Source organism: Myxococcales bacterium (assembly GCA_016706225.1).
GTDB lineage: Bacteria > Myxococcota_A > Polyangia > Polyangiales > Polyangiaceae > JADJKB01.
This window is the reverse complement of sequence record JADJKB010000025.1, coordinates 513,487-527,392: the sequence shown is the minus strand read 5'-3', so window position 1 is coordinate 527,392 and position 13,906 is coordinate 513,487. Positions and strand designations below refer to the sequence as shown.

Here is a 13,906-nt window from a genome sequence, read left to right as displayed (position 1 = left end):
TGAATATTGCCGCCCCCATGGCCCTGAAAGCGGTTACCGAGAAGAACTTCGAGCAAGAGGTGATGGCGAGCGAGCTGCCGGTCTTGCTCGAATTTGGCGCCGAGTGGTGCGGGCCCTGCAAGGTCGTCGCCCCCGAGCTAGAGGCGCTGGCCCGAGAGCTCGAAGGCAAGGCCAAGGTCGTGAGCGTCGACATCGACAAGGCTCCCGCACTGGCACGAGAGATGGGGGTGCAGTCGGTGCCCACGTTCGTCGTCTTTCATCAGGGTCGCCCCGCCGACGGTCGTGTCGGCGCCCTCAAGAAGGCGCAGCTCCGGGAGATGATCGAGCCGTTCCTGCCCCGTGCAGCGGGGGCGCTCAAACCCGAAGAGGTCGCCGCGCTCTTGGCGCGCCGCGAGGTGAGCCCGGTCGACACGCGGGAGCTCGCAGCGTTCGCTCGCGCGCACGTACCGGGGGCGGTCCACATGCCGCTCGAGGAGATCCGCACTCGCTTGGCCGAGCTTCACATGCTGCCTGGCGCGCCCGTGCTCTACTGCCGCGCCGGCGACAAGACCAAGGAGCTGGCGAGAGAGCTCGCCGAGCAGGGTGTGCCCGTGCATTTCCTGGACGGGGGGCTGCTCGGCTGGGAGGCGTCCTCACTCCCCATCGAACGCCCGGACTGATCAGGACACCGCGCGACTGGCCAGAGCGAAGGCCTCCGCGATGACCTCGCGGACGGGGGTGCCGGCTGCCTGCGCCGCGCGCACACACGCGTCGAACTCCGGCTTGATCTGCGGCGGCCCGTAGGGGCCTTCGGAGATCTTCACCGGGATTTTTCCGAAGCGGGTCTGCACCTCCAGCATACGGCGCGGGCGCTCGAGTCGGTCGGCATCCGTCCAGCGCACTCCGATGGTGCTGGTCTCGCGCAAGAGGACCTCCGCGATGCGCGTCTCGGCGCCGCGATCGGCCAACGCCGACAGGGTCAAGCCGGGTCGCCCTTTTTTCATCGTGATGGGAACCGCCCACGCATCCCGCGCCCCGGCGCTGAGCAGCGCGCTGATGGTGTGGGCCGCGAGCTCGCCGGTCATGTCGTCGACGTTACACTCCACGAGTACGTGACCGAGCTCTGCGGGCGCCCGGACGACTGGCGAGCCGAGCACGACGCGCAGCGCGTTGGGGCGATCCGGCAAGTCCATCGTGCCGCGACCCCAACCAATGCGCTCCGGCGTCATCTCGGGCCAGCGAGCAAAACGCTCGGCCACGGCGCCGATGATCGCGGCGCCTGTCGGAGTGACGAGCTCGGCGTCGATGCCTGCGTCGTAGGTCGGGACCCCCGCCAGGCACTCAACCGTGGCCGGCGCGGGCAGCGGCAACACTCCGTGCCGACAAGTCACGGTTCCTCGTCCCATGGGCAGCGGAGTCGACACGACCGTCGCGCCCAGATGGACGAGGCAGGCCGCCGCCCCCACGACGTCGACGATGGCGTCGAGGGCACCGACCTCGTGAAAGTGGACCTTGTCGACGGAGATGCGGTGAACGCGGGCTTCGGCCTCAGCCAGGCGGCGGAAAATGCGGAGCGACAGGGTCTTCACTCGCACATCGAGGCTCGACCCGGTGATGAGCTGCTCGATTTCGGAGTAACTTCGCTCTCCGCTTGCAGCCTCGAAGCGCAGCTCGAGCTGTCGAGCGCCGATCGCACCTGCCATGCGAGTGGGCGCCGCGATCTGGATCCCGGCGATACCGAGGCATGCGACCGCATCGACCACGACCTCCAGCGGCACTCCGAGATCAACGAGCGCCGCAATGGTCATGTCGCCGGCGACGCCCGAGAACGCATCGAAGAACAGCGTCTTGCCAATCCCCGCCCCCTCCGCCAGGGCTCCCCGCTCTGCTTCCCCGTGCTCTTCCCCGTGCTCTTCCCCGTGCCCGTGCCCGTGCTCTTCCCCGTGCCCGTGCCCGTGCCCGTGCCCGTGCCCGTGCCCGTGCCCGTGCCCGTGCCCGTGCCCGCTCATCCGTTGCCCCGCTCGCCGGCCTGGACGATGCGCAGCACCGCCATCGCCGCACCGAACCCGTTGTCGATATTGACGACGGTTACGCCGGACGCACACCCGGTCAGCATGCCGAACAGCGCCGTCATCCCACCCAGCGCGACGCCGTAACCCACGGAGGTGGGCACCGCCACGATCGGCGATCGGATCAAGCCACCCACGACACTCGGCAGCGCACCCTCCATCCCCGCCACCACGATCACCGCGGGAGCCTCGCGGAGCGCCGGCAGCTCGCCGAAGATCCGGTGGATGCCGGCAACACCGACGTCGAACACCCGCTCGAACGGGATCCCCGCCATGCGCAGCGTCTCCGCTGCCTCCTCCGCGACGGGGAGATCACTCGTCCCCGCCGTGACGACCGCGACCGGGCGACCCGCTCGCGGCACGATCGGCTCTCGCTCGTGAGTGAGGACCCGGGCCACCGCCGCGTGACCGAGCTCGGGAACCAGCGCCCGCACCTCGCCCACCTTCTCGGGGTCCACCCGGGTGATCAGCACGTTCTGCCCGACGGAGATCAGCCTGCGGGCGATGCCGGCGATCTGCTCGGGGGTCTTGGACTGGCCAAGCACGACCTCCGGCATCCCCATTCGCAGCGCGCGGTGGTGATCGACGCGGGCGTAGCCGAGGTCCGCATACGGCAGGTGTTCGAGCTCACCGATCGCGGCCTGGACGTCGGTCTCTCCCGCCTGGACGCGCTCGAGCAAGGCCTTCAGTCGATCGGGGTCCATCCGGGTCACTTCTCAGGGTGAAGGCGCGCCGCTCTGCCGCGGCCAGCGCCGAGTCGGGAACTCATAGTGCAAGGAATCGACGGCGTCGACCTCACGCTGCTCCCGAAGCGGCCGGTCAGCGCCGCCAGCGGTGACGTCGCCGGCCGCGCATGTAATCCTCGCTGGCGTGCCTGCTCCCGTCGCGCCGCTCATCGGTTTCATCCTCGGCCTGACCTTCGCCTGGCTCGGCGCCGAAGAGCTGGCGCAAAGCGGCGGGTTGGGTGCGCGAGCGCTGACCGTGGTCGGTCTATTCAGCTTGCTGGTCTACGCCCCCATCGCGGGCTACTTCCTCGCGTTCGCGCCGGACTGGGCCTATGCCTACGCCATCGACAGCCAACGTTTGCCCGGCGCGGTGGACACGGCGTGGGTGCTGTGTGACGCGGCGAGTATTCCCGCGGGCTTTGCTGCGGCGGCGCGGCACGCGCGCGTGAAACGTGTCGCCCCACTGTTGCGCCTCGGTGCCCTGCCGGCCGTACTTGCCGTGGGGTTCATCTTGGCGGTCTTACCGCGCCTGGGTGTCCACGCGAGCTACGCGCAGTTTCACGGCGACTTCGGCGTGCGGCCCGTCTCCGGCAGCCCGCTCGGGTTTGCCCTGCTCTCGATGACGCTGATCTTGCTCGCCGGAATCGGCGTCACGGTCGTCTGGCTGCGGCGCTCGAGTCGCGCGGCGCGCAGCGATTGACTCGAACCCGAGGAGCCTGCCAGGCTCCGGCCCGAAAAACATGACGAACGAAGACGTTCAAGGACTCGTGCAGTTGGCGTCCGAGCTGGTCGAGCGCGCGCGCGGTCTGGGCGCCGACGTGGCGGAGGCCACCGCACGCGCGGGCTGGGAGCTGAGCACGAAGGTCCGCCTGGGCGAGGCCGAGCTGGTCGAAGAGGCCGGACACCGCGGCGTCTCGCTGCGAGTCATCCGCAATCAGCGCGTCGCCGTCACGTCGACCAGTGATCTCTCGAAACCGGGCCTCGAGCGCTGCGTGAGCGACGCTTTGATGCTCGCAGAGCTCTCGGAACCCGACCCCTTCGCGGGTCCGGCGGATCCGGCCGAGCTCGGCTCTCCGCCCTTTCCCGAGCTCGATCTGTACGACGAATCCGTCGAGAAGGTCATGGCGGACGTCGCGCTCGAGCGTGCCACACGGGCCGAGCGCGCCGCCCTCGATTTCGATCCGCGCATGACGCTGAGTGAGGGCGCGACCTTCTCTCGTACCACCGGCGCGAGCGCACGGGTCATCTCAACCGGGTTCACCGGAACCCTGCGCGGGTCGTACGCCTCGCTGGTGGTCTCGCCAGTCGTCGAAGACGAAGGCGGCAAGCGCCGCCGTGGATACTACTGGAGCGCCCGGCGCCACCTCGCGGAGATGGACGACGATGCCGAGGTCGGACGCGAGGCCGCGCGACGCACACTCGCCAAGCTCGGAGCACGCAAGGTCCCGACTGCCGAGGCGCCGATTGTGTTCGATCCCGATGTCGCACGCTCGATCATCGGGACGTTCGCCGGCTGCATCATGGGCGGCGCCATTTGGCGCAAGTCCAGCTACCTGGTCGAGCGAGAGGGCACGGAGGTCGCGAGCGAGCTGGTGAATCTGGTCGATGACCCGTTGATCCAGAAAGCCCCGGGCTCACGCCCGTACGACGGCGAGGGGCTCACTTCCCGACGCAACGTCGTCGTGGAGGCGGGCCAGCTCCGCACGTACCTGCTCGACTCCTACTCGGCGCGCAAGCTCGGAAGAAAGAGCACCGCCAGCGCAGCGGTCTCCGGCGGCTCCATCACCTCGAGCACTTCGAACTTCATCTTGTCGCCCGGCCCTCTCAGCCGTGAAGAGATCATCGCGAGCACGAAGCGCGGGCTCTACGTCACCGAGATGATGGGCTTCGGCTTCAACGCCATCACCGGTGATTTTTCCCGCGGCGCCGCCGGTTTCTGGATCGAAGATGGCAAGCTCGCGTTTCCCGTGAGTGAGGTCACGATTTCTTCGAACCTGGACACGATGCTGAAGAACATCGACGCGGTCGGCGACGATCTCGACCTGAAGACCAGCACTGCTGCGCCGACATTCCGGATCTCCAAGATGACGATCGCCGGCACCTGACGTCAGTCGGAAACCAGGTTGGCCGCGCCCGGCGACGAGCCGGGCGGTGCGTGATGTGCAAAACCCGTGGGGTCATCGGCCCGACTGTCCGGCCGGCGCCGCGCCACACTGACTCCGGCCTTCGGTTTGGGCACGGCGGGGAACCAGCTGAGTCGCTCGCCAGCTGGGTCCACGAGCTCGAGGGGTTCACCGCTGTTCGACAGGCCGTTCTTTCCCAGAGCGGCAACCCGGAGAATCGTCGTCGTCGCCGGCGGCACGACATCGGCCCCCAGCGTCGCGACGTAGTCCTCCCGCGCCAGGATCGCGAACTCGCCAGGAGCGAGGAGATACGGAGGCAGCGCCGTCTCACCACCCGAGTCACGCAAGCGGAGCGTGCCGAGCTCGGCGGCAGCGAGCCCGTCATTGTAGAGCTCGACCCATTCCTGTGCGGGCTCAGCGCCCAGCGGGTCGGCGTACACTTCGTTGATGACCACGTGCGGCCGGGGGGGTCCGGTGGTCACGGAGATCGCGCCGGCAAAGAGCTCGCCCGCGCTCGTCCGCACGGACACCGCGAGGGTCGAGTGCGACGCTGGGGCCAGCCCGCGGAGCGTGAGCCTGCCATCCGGCGGCACCGACCCGAGTACTTCGAGCGAGCCGCCGGACACCCGCCACAACGTCGGAACGTCCGGCCCTCGCACCCAGGCGCGATCGTCCTCGAGCTCGACGCAACCGGGGCCAAATTGGAGCTCTGCGGCCCCGCAGCTGACCGGCAGGGGCGCGGGGCTGTCCCCTGCGAGGATCAGCGTCGGTTCGAGGACTCGACCAAAGACCTCGATCGGCGGCAACAGCGGACGCGCTGATGAGACCGGTGAATCAGCCACGAGCGCGACGCAGAAATCGGAACCCAGCACCGGGACCAGCTCGCGCATGGCCCACGCAGCCGGCCCCGCGGGGTCGAAGGACACGAGCGTCGGCGACGTGCCAAAGTCCACCACCCCCGCGCCACAGAACAGACAAAACTCCGCCGAAGCGCCCAACCCCTGCGGCAACTTCGGCGGCCAGATGCGCGTGAGCGGCGCGGCTCCATCGGCTTCGATCTCGAACACTGCAAGCAAACCGCGGTCCGGGTGGGCAACGCTGTAGTGCTCCGTCGGCACGAGCGCGGAAGTGGGCGCGACCACACTTTCATCCGGGGTGTCCCAGGACAACACCGGAACCAGCCGCGCCACGAGCGTGCCCGGCAAGTTGCGATCGCGGATCTTCCGCAGGTGGTACTCACTCAGCTCACCGCGCACGAGCAACGTGTCCTCGAGGGCCGCACCATCCGGTAGAGTCAGATGGAAGCGCGACACAGCTTTTATCCGGCCGTCCGCCGCCGGCGCCGGCTCCGCGATTACGGTCACTTCGGAGGCGTGACCGTCCGCGCGAGGTCCGGGGTCCGGAAGGGGCGCGCGGCATGACGCGATCAACAGGGCGCTCGACGCCAGGACAAGACGCATGGGCGCGCTTCGGCCAACGTCCGCTCGGGTTGCGCGAGATCCCGGGTCGCGGTGCGGGTTTGCCCGCACGATTGCGCAACCGCAGCCAGCCGAGACAGACAGGGCTGCGCCCACGGCGACTGGCTGAAGGCCACCTGGCGAGGTGGCGGTCTACTGGGCTAGGCTGCGCGTCCGTGTCCCCCGAAGACGTCAAGGCGCTACGCAAGGAGCTCAGCTGCTCGATTGGGGAGCTCGCCCGCGCCCTGGAGGTCGAGGCCAAGCTCGTGGTGCAGTGGGAATCCGGGGCGCTTTTTCCAACCAAGCGCCACGTCGAGCGGATGAAGGCGCTTGAGCTCGGCGGCCCGGGGAAGATGCCCAGGATCGCTCGGAGCAAGGCCGCGAGCACGACGGGGCTTGCACGCCTGGCAGATCCGAAGCTCTGGGAAATCGTGCAGAAGCTCGCGGCACACCCGGCATTCTTCGAGCAGGTGGCAAAGCTCGCGGAAGCGGAGCCCGATCCGCAAGACGAGTGAGCACGCGGCACCACGTCGTGTCCCCCAACACCTTCGGACAGCTGCTCGCGCTATTCCCAGGAATGGCGCTCGCAGCTCGAGCCAACGCGCTCCCGCGCTCCCGCGCTATTCCCAGGAATAGCGTGCCCAGCCGGCTCCGCGCTATTCCCAGGAATGGCGCGCCCAGCATGAGCCAACGCGCTCCCGCGCTATTCCCAGGAATGGCGCGCCCAGCATGAGCCAACGCGCTCCCGCGCTATTCCCAGGAATGGCGCGCCCAGCATGAGCCAACGCGCTCCCGCGCTATTCCCAGGAATGGCGCGCCCAGCATGAGCCGCCGCGCTCCCGCGCTATTCCCAGGAATGGCGCGCCCAGCATGAGCCAACGCGCTCCCGCGCTATTCCCAGGAATAGCGTGCCCAGCCGGCTCCGCGCTATTCCCAGGAATGGCGCGCCCAGCATGAGCCGCCGCGCACCCGCGCTATTCCCAGGAATGGCGCGCCCAGCGTGAGCCAACGCGCTCCCGCGCGTCGTCATCGTCGTCGTCGTCGTCATCGTCGTCGTCGTCGTCATCGTCGTCGTCGTCGTCGTCATCATCGTCGTCGGCGGCGGCGGCTCCGCCCGAAGCCTCCCCCTCCTCGGCTTCGTCGCCTTTCACGGGCGCCGCGGCGGCGGCGGCGTCATCGTCGTCATCGTCATCGTCGTCATCGTCGTCATCGTCATCGTCGTCATCGTCGTCATCGTCATCGTCGTCATCGTCGTCGTCATCGTCGTCGTCGTCGTCGTCGTCGTCATCGTCGGCGTCGGCGTCGTCGTCGTCGTCGTCGCCAGCATCGTCGCCGCCGTCGCCGGTTCCGCGCTCGTCGTCACCCTCGTCATCGGTGCTCGCTGGTTCCGCAGCATCACCCCCGGCGTCGCCCTCGCCAGGCGAATCAACCGCCGCGGGCCCGCCCGCCTCGCCGCCGCCCGGCTCGCCCGCCGTCGCAGCCTCGACGCTCTCGTCGTCGTCGCCCCGGAACCCGAGATCGATCGGCCCGTCGGGCGCGTCCTCCCCGATTTCCCGCTCGAAGACCGAGCGCGACTCCTCGTTCAGCTCCGTGAACTCCTTCAACGTCGGCAGATCGCGCAGCGACTGCATGCTGAAGAGCTCGAGGAACGTGGGCGTGGTGCCGTACAGCATCGGCCGCCCCGGCTCGTCCTTCTTCCCCAAGATCTTCACCAGATCACGCTCGAGCAGACCCTTGAGCACCGGGCCGGAGTCGACCCCTCGAATGTCGTCGACCTCGGGACGAGTCAGCGGTTGCCGGTACGCGATGATGGATAGGGTCTCGAGCTGCGCGCGGGACAGCCGGACCGGGCGCATCGCGATGAAGTTGCGAACGTAGGTAGCGTACGTGGGGTTCGAACGCAGCACGAGCCCGCCGGCGACCTCCTCGATGCGCACGCCGCGCAGCTGATTCTCGGTGGTCAGCTCGGCCACCAGCTCCTCGGTTCGCTTCTTGTCAATCTTTGCCGCGCGCGCGAGCTCTTTGACCGTGAGCGGGCGATCACTCACGAAGATCAGCGCCTCGAGCAGCCCTTTCAGGAAGGCGCGGGTGTCTTCCACGCCCGCCTCGTCGACCGTCGGTGCGTCGAGATCCGCGGCCAGCGCAGGGGTTGGCTCGACCGGTTCTTCGGCAACCGGCGCCTCCACCGCCTCGTCGAGCTCGAGCTCGGCCGGAACGGTCTCCGGCGCCTCGGCTTCTACGACCTTCACGGGTGGAGCGGCAGCGCGTCGCTTGGCCTTGGCCAGCGCGGGCTGCGATCGCCCGGACGCCTTGGACTTCGCCCGCCTGCTCTCGCCGCTCTCGGGGCTCGGCTCCTCGACCGGAGCGCTCGCTTTCCTGGTCACTCGGGGCCGTTTGGGGGCGGGCTTGTGCTTGGCGCCGTTCGCACGCTTGCCTTTGGCCGGCTGCGCGGCCTTCGCGCGGGCAGCCTTCGCGCCGACGCGCTTGAGCGCCTTCGCCGTGTTCTTGCTCGCCATCAATCGCTGTCCTCTCGCTCTTCTTCGTCGGGAACTTCAGGCTGCGGTTCGTCGCCGCCGTCGCTCAGGTCGGGGGCTGCCTCAGCGCTCTCGTTCAGGGTCGTCTCGCCGGCTGGTTCCGTGGTCACGTCAGGGCCCGACTCCGCGCCCGCTTCGCCACCCACGTCCCCGCCCGCTTCGTCGTTCGGATCCGCGTCCGCTTCCCCGCTCGCATCTGCGCCCGCTTCGCCACTCTCGTCCGCGTTCGCTTCGCCGCTGGCCTCCGCGGCGGCATCGCCCGCCAGCGGCGGCATCGAACCCCCGCCGCCCAGACTCAGGGTCGCCGCCTCGGCCAGCGCCATGGCCTCGTCTTCCCGCACCGCCAGCTCGACGAAGATCGGAGCAAGCGCGTCGCTCTGGAGCAGCCGGGTCATGCGCAGCCGGGTCATCTCGAGCAGTGCCAGGAAGGTGACGACCAGCTCGGCTCGGGTCCTCTGACCCTCGAACAGATCTTCGAAGGCCAGCGTCGCGCGCTCACGCAGCAGGTCCGCCAGCTGATTGATGCGGTCGCTGATGCTGAGCCGATCGAGCTGGATCTCGTGGTCGATCTGGGTGTGGGCCCGCTTGAGCACCGCCTGAAACGAGTCCAGCAGCTTGAACAGGCTGATGGGCGCGAGCGGCGCCTGGCTCTCCGACTCCGGAGCCGCAAGCCCTCGACCGAACACGTCACGACCGTAGATGCTGCGAGCCGCCAGCTGATCCGCGACCAGTTTGTACTTCTGATACTCGAGCAGTCGGCGCACGAGCTCCAGGCGGGGATCTTCCTCCGGCTCCTCGGTCTCGTCGTCGACCTGATTCGGGTCAGGCGGCAAGAGCATCTTGCTCTTGATGTGGGTGAGCGTCGCCGCCATCACCAGGTACTCGCTGGCAATGTCGATGTTCAGCTCCTGCATCAACATGATGTATTCGACGTACTTCTCCGTGACGAACGCGATGGGGATGTTCATCACATCCAGCTCGTGCTGCTGGATCAGGTGCAAGAGCAGGTCGAGCGGCCCCTCGAAGTTCTCGAGCCGAACCCGGTAGGCGTGGGCGCCGCGCTCGGCCGCGAGCTCTTCGGCCAGCTGGCGAGCCGCGTCGCCCGCGACGGCCAGCGGTGACTCCGCCTCGGGCCGCGGGTCGTCCGCGCCGCTCACGAGAGGCTCCTCACACTGAGACCGAACAGCGACTCGAGCCCGCCGCCGACGAAGCGGACCGGACGCTCGAGCAGCACACTGCGCAGGGTGTCGCTGTACAGGACCAAGAGCAGCACCATGATCGACATCGGCGCGATGGACTCCAGCACGGAGTCGAAGCGACGCGGCAGCAGCCTGCTGCCATCCAGCGGTGGGATCGGCAGCAGGTTGAAGACGAAAAGGCCGACGTTCAACACGTACATCGCGCGCAGCAGATACACCAAGGCGCCCCGGCCGTCCTGCGCAAACGCCATCTCGGGTTTCACCCGCAAGATCAGCGCGAGCAACGCCACCGAGACCGTCGCCAGGAGCAGGTTCGAGAGCGGGCCGGCGATCGCAACCAAGGCCATGCCCGTGCGCATGGAGACCCTGCGAGAGAACGCCGTGGGTGAGACCTGGACCGGCCGCGCCCAGCCGATGAAGGAAAACCCACCAAAGATCACCGCGGCGACCGGGACGACGATCGTGCCAAACACATCGTAGTGCTCGAGCGGGGAGAGGGTCAGACGGCCCTGTCTGCGCGGTGTGTCGTCTCCCAGCTTGTCCGCTACGAGGGCGTGGGAATACTCGTGGACGCTGAGCGACAGCACCATGGGCACCAGGTTCAGCACGATGTTGCGGAAGAGATCCGGGGACAGCACGAGCGCCGCGGTATAACAGCCCGTCTGCCGGTAGAAAAATCCGGCCGTGCCGGGCCGACGAATTCGGCCGCTGCCGTGCTACCTTCCGGGAGATGGCCGAGCCCGACCGGGTCTGCTCCCGCTGCGGCGCGCGCTACGACGGCGGAGTCATCTTCTGCCCGAGCGATGGCACGCCGCTCGGCGCAAAGAAGCTGAAGGTGGGCGAGGACGCTTACCTGGGGCTCACGATCGGCGACGATCTCAGGATCGAACAGCTGATCGGAATTGGAGCGATGGGCAGAGTCTATCGTGCCCACCAGCTAGGGGTTGCGCGGGACGTCGCGATCAAGATCCTGCACCGCGATCTGCTCGACAGCCCGAGTGTGGTCGCGCGCTTCGAGCGTGAGGCCCGGATCGCCAGCCGCCTCGCCCACCCCAACGTGGTGCAGATGCTGACCACCGGGCGACTGCCGCCCGTGAACGCGGAGGTCGGGGGCGAGGCGTACCTCGTCATGGAGCACCTGGACGGGATCTCACTCCGGTCCGCCCTGGCCGCGTCCGGCGGTGCAATGCCGCTGCCGCGTGCGCTGCACGTGGTCTTGCAAGCGTCGGACGCCACCGGCGAGGCCCACGCCCAGGGCATCGTGCACCGCGACATCAAGCCGGAGAACGTGATGCTGGTGAAGCGCGGGGAGGACCCGGATTTCGTCAAGGTGCTCGACTTCGGCGTGGCGCGCATCGAGCGTTCCGACACGTCCATCGCAACCCAGGCCGGCGCCATCTTCGGCACCGCGCGCTACGTCTCACCCGAAGGCGCGCAAGGCAAGACGGTCACTCCCGAGAGCGACGTGTACTCGCTGGCCGTGCTCTTGTTCGAGTGCCTCGCCGGGCGGACTCCCTTCGAGGACGACAGCCCCGTTGCGATCTTGATCAAACACACGAAGGAGCCCCCGCCCGACGTGCGCAGTGTGCCCCGCGCCAGCTACGTGCCGGAGCCACTCGCCCGGGTCATCGGGAAGAACCTGGCAAAAAACCCAAGCGACCGCGCGCGCGACGCCCGGGCACTGGGCCGCGAGCTGGTCCTTGCTGCAAGCGAGAGCGGGCTCTCGCCGGACGACCTGGTGATGCGCTCCACGTTGCTCGGCGGCGCAGGTCGCGCGCTCTCACTCCGGAGCATCGAACAGACCAAGGTGTTGCCGGTCGGGGCAGATGCGGTCGGCTCCGGCGAGCCGCCGGCTGAAGCTCCGTCGGCGGTCGTTTCGGAGTCGGCGCTCAGGCCTGCCGAGCCGGACGACGATGCGGTCGAGCCTCGGCTCGCCATTCCCGGGGCGAGTGTTTCACCCGTGAAGTGGCTGCTGGTGGTGTGTGCGCTGGGTGTCGCTGTTGCACTCCTCGCCCTCGGAGGGCGCTGGTTGTGAAGCTGCGCGCCGCTCTCCTGCTTGCCGCGTCCACGCTGACGGTGGGCTCGCTCGCGACTCGCCCCGCCCCTGCGCACGAAGGCGGCCAGCCCCACCCCGGTGGCACGCTCGACCACGACCGTCTGACCGGCATGGCGGAGTTCGGCCTCGGCTGGTTGCTCTTGCCGGGTGCACAAGTCTGCGTCGAGCCGAGCATCGCGGGCTGCAGCCAGGGGGACTCGAGCCTCGGGCTCGAAGCCTGGCAGTTGTTTCGCGCGACACGCTCGTTCACCTTGGGCGCGGGACTGCTGCTCGGGCTCACGCCGACCACGGACGCGCCGCGGGAAGATCCTCCCGGCGTGTCGCGGGACCACACACGTCGCTATTTCACGGTCGAAGGGACGGCGCGTTACTACGCCTTCTCCGGGCCCACGTTCGAGGGCTGGCTCGGCCTCACGAGCGGGCTGGTGGTCGTGAGTGATCGTTTTGCATCGAACCGAGGCAGTACCGACAAAGCGCTGGTCGGCCCCCGGGGGGTCACGATCCGCACCGAGGGTTACACCGTCGGTCTGGCCGTGGGCGCGGCGTATCGCTTGAGCACCAACTGGTCCACGGGCGCGGCACTGCGCTACGGCAGCTGGTTCTTACCGGAAAAGCCCGCGCGCTCGCCGTTTGGCGACGAAGCCTCGCTGCGTGGACAGAACAACCTGCTGAGCTTCGGCATCAACATCGCGTATCGCGTCCCGCTCTGATCCTTGGAAGACGGCCAACGCCAACTTCTCCGAGGCGTGTCGCGCGTCGGCGTTCTGAGCTGACTGCGAAGATCGAAGACGCAGAGATTTCACAGGAAGGCGGAAGGGCGGAGGATTTGCATTCAGCAGAGCGTGCATTCGATCGTTCTGCCACCTCTGAGTCCCTCTAATTTCCGTCCTCCCGCCTTCCTGTGAATTCCTCCGGCTCTTCCTCCGCCTCTCGCTGTGAAGGCCAACGCCTCTCGCTTCGATTCTCACACGGGTCTTGCGGCCAAGATCGCCAGCAGCTCGAGCATGCGTTCGAGCACGACGGCGGTGACCGCGAGCAAGCCCAGCGAGCGCACCGGTGCCAGGAGCGGGCCGATGAACGCCGGGCTCGCCGCCCGAGCGACCAGCGAGCCCGCAACCTCGATCACGACCGACGCCACCAGGATCGGCGCCGCAATCGCGAGCGCCAGCTCGATGCCACCCACCAGACTCTGCGTCGCATGAAAGAGCGATGCGCCGACCTCGATGTCCGGGCGCGAGAGCGCCTGCACGATGCGGCCGGGTCCACCGCTCTCCAGGAACAAGATGGACGTCAAGAGCCCGAACAGCGCGCCGAGTGGCGTTGCACCGGCCTCGACCGTAGGCAGGGACGAGGTCTCTCGAGCACCGCGTAGATCATCGATGGCGCCGCCAGTCATGCTGGCGACCCAGAGCGCGACGGACGCCGTCACCGCGATCGGGAGGCCCTTGGCAACTTCGACCAAGAGAGCGACCGGCCAGGCGACTCCGTTCGGTCCGACCACCGGCAGCCCGGGCGCCACGGAAGCTGCGAGCGCCAGCGCCAGCACGACCCGCGCCGGCCCCGGAAAGGCCCGGAGCCCGAAGGCCGGCACCAGTGCAACGCTGGGGGCCACCCGCGCCCAGGCCAGCCCCAGGCGCGATAGATCGACCCCGCTCTTGTCGAGCGCCGCTGCGACCTCGCCGACCAGACCCGTCACGGCGGCGAGCATTCTTCGATGCGGGGCCGGGCGCAACGGCCGACGCGCCCCTTTTGGCTTTGCCGTCG

Annotated in this window: 13 protein-coding genes; 6 read left to right on the top strand and 7 right to left on the bottom strand. The window is 68.5% G+C overall.

Going from position 1 to position 13,906, the window contains the following annotated elements:
• The first annotated feature begins 17 nt into the window (after nt 1-17).
• A complete protein-coding gene (trxA, locus tag IPI67_40845; protein ID MBK7586525.1) occupies nt 18-659 on the top strand; it encodes a thioredoxin in 642 nt (213 codons plus the stop codon).
• On the opposite strand, the gene larC is transcribed toward trxA, so the two are convergent.
• Both larC and larB read right to left on the bottom strand, forming a co-directional pair.
• Entirely contained in the window at nt 660-1,988 is a 1,329-nt protein-coding gene (gene larC, locus IPI67_40840) for a nickel pincer cofactor biosynthesis protein LarC (protein MBK7586524.1), read from the bottom strand. It abuts the gene before it with no gap.
• The gene (gene larB, locus IPI67_40835) at nt 1,985-2,752 is read right to left on the bottom strand and encodes a nickel pincer cofactor biosynthesis protein LarB (GenBank protein MBK7586523.1); all 768 of its coding nucleotides are present in this window, start codon (nt 2,750-2,752) and stop codon (nt 1,985-1,987) included. The genes larC and larB overlap by 4 nt, the downstream gene beginning before the upstream one ends.
• Before the next feature lie 166 nt (nt 2,753-2,918).
• Between larB and IPI67_40830 the strand changes: the two genes are divergently transcribed.
• Nucleotides 2,919-3,473: a hypothetical protein gene (locus IPI67_40830; GenBank protein MBK7586522.1), complete on the top strand. Its 555-nt coding sequence runs from the start codon at nt 2,919-2,921 to the stop codon at nt 3,471-3,473.
• 67 nt (nt 3,474-3,540) lie between these two features.
• Nucleotides 3,541-4,878, top strand: a complete 1,338-nt coding sequence (locus IPI67_40825; protein ID MBK7586521.1) for a TldD/PmbA family protein — start codon at nt 3,541-3,543, stop codon at nt 4,876-4,878.
• 2 nt (nt 4,879-4,880) lie between these two features.
• Here IPI67_40825 and IPI67_40820 read toward each other — a convergent pair whose 3' ends face one another.
• Nucleotides 4,881-6,209 carry a lamin tail domain-containing protein gene (locus IPI67_40820; GenBank protein ID MBK7586520.1) on the bottom strand — a complete coding sequence of 443 codons (1,329 nt, stop codon included), beginning with the start codon at nt 6,207-6,209 and terminating at the stop codon, nt 4,881-4,883.
• A 320-nt stretch (nt 6,210-6,529) separates the two neighbouring features.
• Between IPI67_40820 and IPI67_40815 the strand changes: the two genes are divergently transcribed.
• The gene (locus IPI67_40815; GenBank protein MBK7586519.1) at nt 6,530-6,868 is read left to right on the top strand and encodes an XRE family transcriptional regulator; all 339 of its coding nucleotides are present in this window, start codon (nt 6,530-6,532) and stop codon (nt 6,866-6,868) included.
• Between the two features lie 459 nt (nt 6,869-7,327).
• On the opposite strand, the gene scpB is transcribed toward IPI67_40815, so the two are convergent.
• The 3 genes from scpB to IPI67_40800 all read right to left on the bottom strand — a co-directional run bounded on the left by scpB (nt 7,328) and on the right by IPI67_40800 (nt 10,724).
• Complete coding sequence (gene scpB / locus IPI67_40810) at nt 7,328-8,869, bottom strand: SMC-Scp complex subunit ScpB (protein ID MBK7586518.1); 1,542 nt, start codon at nt 8,867-8,869, stop codon at nt 7,328-7,330.
• Nucleotides 8,869-9,855 carry a segregation/condensation protein A gene (locus tag IPI67_40805; GenBank protein MBK7586517.1) on the bottom strand — a complete coding sequence of 329 codons (987 nt, stop codon included), beginning with the start codon at nt 9,853-9,855 and terminating at the stop codon, nt 8,869-8,871. Before IPI67_40805 ends, scpB begins: the two co-directional genes overlap by 1 nt.
• Before the next feature lie 185 nt (nt 9,856-10,040).
• Complete coding sequence (locus IPI67_40800; GenBank protein MBK7586516.1) at nt 10,041-10,724, bottom strand: site-2 protease family protein; 684 nt, start codon at nt 10,722-10,724, stop codon at nt 10,041-10,043.
• 92 nt (nt 10,725-10,816) lie between these two features.
• On the opposite strand from IPI67_40800, the gene IPI67_40795 reads away from it, so the two are divergent.
• Together IPI67_40795 and IPI67_40790 are read left to right on the top strand one after the other, a co-directional pair.
• Complete coding sequence (locus IPI67_40795; GenBank protein ID MBK7586515.1) at nt 10,817-12,121, top strand: serine/threonine protein kinase; 1,305 nt, start codon at nt 10,817-10,819, stop codon at nt 12,119-12,121.
• Complete coding sequence (locus IPI67_40790) at nt 12,118-12,852, top strand: hypothetical protein (protein MBK7586514.1); 735 nt, start codon at nt 12,118-12,120, stop codon at nt 12,850-12,852. Before IPI67_40795 ends, IPI67_40790 begins: the two co-directional genes overlap by 4 nt.
• Nucleotides 12,853-13,106: 254 nt before the next feature.
• On the opposite strand, the gene IPI67_40785 is transcribed toward IPI67_40790, so the two are convergent.
• On the bottom strand, nt 13,107-13,838 hold the full coding sequence (locus tag IPI67_40785) for a flagellar biosynthetic protein FliR (GenBank protein MBK7586513.1): 732 nt from the start codon (nt 13,836-13,838) through the stop codon (nt 13,107-13,109).
• Nucleotides 13,839-13,906: the final 68 nt, after the last annotated feature.

Coding starts and splice junctions, on each gene's coding strand:
- trxA (MBK7586525.1), top strand. CDS start 18: ATGGCCCTGAAAGCGGTTACCGAGAAGAACTTCGAGCAAGAGGTGATG.
- IPI67_40795 (MBK7586515.1), top strand. CDS start 10,817: ATGGCCGAGCCCGACCGGGTCTGCTCCCGCTGCGGCGCGCGCTACGAC.
- larB (MBK7586523.1), bottom strand. CDS start 2,752: ATGGACCCCGATCGACTGAAGGCCTTGCTCGAGCGCGTCCAGGCGGGA.
- scpB (MBK7586518.1), bottom strand. CDS start 8,869: ATGGCGAGCAAGAACACGGCGAAGGCGCTCAAGCGCGTCGGCGCGAAG.
- larC (MBK7586524.1), bottom strand. CDS start 1,988: ATGAGCGGGCACGGGCACGGGCACGGGCACGGGCACGGGCACGGGCAC.
- IPI67_40805 (MBK7586517.1), bottom strand. CDS start 9,855: ATGAACATCCCCATCGCGTTCGTCACGGAGAAGTACGTCGAATACATC.